2 protein-coding genes are annotated in these 3,378 nt (G+C 73.0%); both read left to right on the top strand.

The window, feature by feature from the left end; all coding sequences use genetic code 11:
- Nucleotides 1–2,114: cellulose biosynthesis cyclic di-GMP-binding regulatory protein BcsB (gene bcsB, locus DPV74_RS40165; protein ID WP_119339203.1), on the top strand; the 2,114-nt coding region annotated here is incomplete at its 5' end.
- 3 nt (nt 2,115–2,117) lie between these two features.
- On the top strand, nt 2,118–3,341 hold the full coding sequence (gene bcsZ / locus DPV74_RS40160) for a cellulose synthase complex periplasmic endoglucanase BcsZ (protein ID WP_060193810.1): 1,224 nt from the start codon (nt 2,118–2,120) through the stop codon (nt 3,339–3,341).
- The last annotated feature ends 37 nt before the right edge of the window (nt 3,342–3,378 follow it).

The raw sequence follows: 3,378 nt of genomic DNA, 5'->3' as shown, positions 1-3,378 counted from the left end.
TGCCGTTCGCGTCGCTCGGTGCGTTCGATCCGCTGCGCCTGCGCGGCGCCGACGACGCGCGCACGATCAACGCAGGCGTGCGGCTCGACCGCGTGGTCACCGGCGCGCGGCTGCGCCTGACCTACGCCTATTCACCGTCGCTGGTGTTCCCGATGTCGCACCTGAAGGTGTCGGTGAACGGCGAGGTGATCGCGACCGTTCCGTTCGACGCCGCGCAGGCGGGCCGGACGGTCACGCAGGAAATCCCGATCGATCCGCGCTACTTCTCGGATTTCAACCAGATCGGCCTGCGCCTGATCGCGCACTACACGCTCGACCATTGCGAGGATCCGTCGAACTCGGCGCTGTGGGCCGACGTGAGCCCGAAGAGCGAGCTGATCCTCGACGAGTCGCCGGTGCGCCTGCCGAACGATCTCGCGCTGCTGCCCGCGCCGTTCTTCGACCGGCGCGACAACGGCCGCGTGCGGTTGCCGTTCGTGCTGCCGGCGTCGCCGGATTCGGCGACGCTGCGCAGCGCGGGCGTGCTCGCGTCGTGGTTCGGCGCGCTGGCCGATTACCGGCATGCGCGGTTCCCGGTGTCGTCCGGGCTGCCGACGGACGACCAGGCGGTGGTGATCGGCACGGCCGCGACGCTGCCGGCCGGCCTCGCGCTGCCGTCGATCAACGGCCCGCTGCTCGCGGTGGCCGACAACCCGGCCGCGCCGGGGCGCAAGCTGCTCGTCGTCACGGGCCGCACGGCGGCCGAGGTCGACGATGCGGTCGCGACGCTCGTGCTGGGCCGCGCGGCGCTGTCGGGGCCGGCGGCGACGGTTGCGCACGTCGATCCCGGCGCGCCGCGCAAGCCGTACGACGCGCCGCGCTGGCTGCCCGTGAACCGGCCGATCGCGTTCCGCGAGCTCGTATCCGATACGCGCCAGCTGGAAGTGCGCGGCACGACGCCCGACGCAATCCGCCTGAACCTGCGCGTGCCGGCCGATCTGCATTCGTGGAACGGCGCGGGCGTGCCGATCACGCTGCGCTACCGCTACACGGCGCCGACCGTGCAGGACAACTCGACGCTCGCCGTCGAGATCAACGAGCAGCTCGTGAAGTCGTACCGGCTCGGGCCGGCCCAAGCCGAGGACGCGCACGGCCGCATGCAGCTGCCGCTGCTGTCGGTGCCCGAAGGGCGCGTGACGAGCGACGTCGACATCCCGGCGTTCCGGGTCGGCAGCGGCAACCAGCTGCAGTTCCGCTTCACGCTCGACTCGCAGAAGACGGGCCTGTGCTCGAGCACGGCGACCGAGCCGCAGCGCGCGGCGATCGATCCCGATTCGACGATCGACTTCTCGCACTTCGTCCATTACGCGCAATTGCCGAACCTCGCGTTCTTCGCGAACAGCGGCTTCCCGTTCACGCGCTTCGCCGACCTGTCGCAGACGGCCGTCGTGATGCCCGACCGGCCGTCGCCGCAGGAGCTCGAGGCCTACCTGACGATGCTCGGCCACATGGGCGAATGGACCGGGTTTCCGGCCCTGCGCGTGCAGGTCGCGCGGCCCGGCGACGTCGCCGCGCTGTCGGGCAGCAAGGACCTGCTCGTGATCGACGGCTCGCCCGCGTCGCCGCTGCTCGCGCACTGGCGCTCGGCGCTGCCGCTCGTGATCGGCGAGCAGGGCAGCGCGGGCGGCGAAGGCACCGCGCGCATCGCGTTCTCGGTGAAGGAGCGCTGGCGCAGCGGCGTCGGCCTGGCCGAAGGCGGCGCGCACATCGAGCAGACCGGCTCGCTCGCGGCGCTTGCCGGGTTCGAGCTGCCGGGTAGCCGGGGGCGCAGCGTGGTCGCGCTGACGGCGACCGACCAGCCGCGCCTCGGCGATCTGCTCGACGTGTTCGAGAACGCCGGGCTCGTGTCGCAGCTGCAGGGCGACCTCGCGCTGGTGCGGCCGGGGCAGGTCGACAGCCTGCGCGTCGGCGAGCCTTACGTGGTCGGCTTCGTGCCGTGGTATGCGCGCGTGTGGACGGAAGCGGCACGGCATCCGGTCGTGCTCGGCGCGGTCGGCGTGGTCGCGGGGCTGCTGCTCGCGCTCGGCGTGTTCAGCGTGCTGCAGAGAATCGCCGCGCGTCGACGGGGGATGTAACGGATGGCGCGGGTTATGGCGAAGCGACGGGCAACGCGGCCGGCGCGGCGCGTCGGCGCGGCACTCGCGCTGGCGGTGGCGATGACGTGCACGGGAGCCGGCATGGCCACGCGCGCGCACGCCGCGGGTGCGGCTGACGCGGCCGATGCGGGATGCGGCGCGGCGTGGCCGCGCTGGGACGCGTTCAAGCGCGATTTCATCTCGGCCGACGGCCGCGTGATCGACGTCGGCTCGGCCGATTCACGCACGGTGTCGGAGGGGCAGGCGTATGGACTCTTCTTCGCGCTGGTCGCGAACGACCGGCGCATGTTCGACACGATCCTCGCATGGACCGAGAACAATCTCGCGCAGGGCGACCTGAGCGCGCACCTGCCGGCGTGGCTGTGGGGCCGTGCGCCCGACGGCGCGTGGCGCGTGCTCGACGCGAACGCGGCGTCGGACGCCGACCTGTGGATCGCGTATGCGCTCGTCGAGGCCGGACGGCTGTGGCACGAGCGCAGCTACACGGCGCGCGGCGCGCTGCTCGCGAAGCGCGTGCTCGACGACGAGACCGCGACCGTGCCGGGCCTCGGCCTCACGCTGCTGCCGGGGCCGACGGGGTTCAAGCTGGCCGACGGCCAGTGGCGTTTGAACCCGAGCTATTCGCCGCCGCAGGTGATCCGCGCGCTCGGCGCGCGCCTGCCCGACGACCGGCGCTGGGCCGCGCTCGCCGCCAGCACCGGCCGCGTGCTGCTCGACACGGCACCGAAGGGCTTTTCTCCCGACTGGGCGCTGTATCGCGCGGGCACGGGTTTCGGGCCCGATCGCGACACGCATGCGCAGAGCGCGTACAACGCGATCCGCGTGTACCTGTGGGCCGGCATGCTCGACCGCGCCGATCCGCTCGCCGCGCCGCTGCTCGCACGCTTTGCGCCGTTCGCCGACTACATCGCCGCGCATGGCGCGCCGCCCGAGAAGGTCGATACGACGACGGGCGTCGCGGGGCCGAACGACGGCAACGGCGGGTTTTCGGCGGCCGCCGTGCCGTTCCTCGACGCGCGCGGCCAGCGTGCGCTCGCCGATGCGCAGGCGGCGCGTGTCGATACGCTCGCGCGCCAGTCGGCGCCCGGTTACTACACGAGCGTGCTGACGCTGTTCGGGCTCGGCTGGCGCGACGGACGCTACCGGTTCGGCGCGGACGGCACGCTCGACGCCCGCTGGGGAGGCCGCTCGTGCGCCGCCCGCTGAAGCGCGCCGCGCCGCACGTCGCGGGATTCGCGTGGCT

Origin of the sequence: Burkholderia sp. HAN2018 (assembly GCF_024704855.1) — a bacterium.
GTDB lineage: Bacteria > Pseudomonadota > Gammaproteobacteria > Burkholderiales > Burkholderiaceae > Burkholderia > Burkholderia cepacia.
The sequence above is the reverse complement of the archived record's forward strand: the minus strand, read 5'-3'. Positions and strand labels throughout refer to the sequence as shown.

Excerpts from the sequence above, each read along its gene's own strand:
- bcsZ (WP_060193810.1), top strand. The coding sequence starts at position 2,118 with ATGGCGCGGGTTATGGCGAAGCGACGGGCAACGCGGCCGGCGCGGCGC.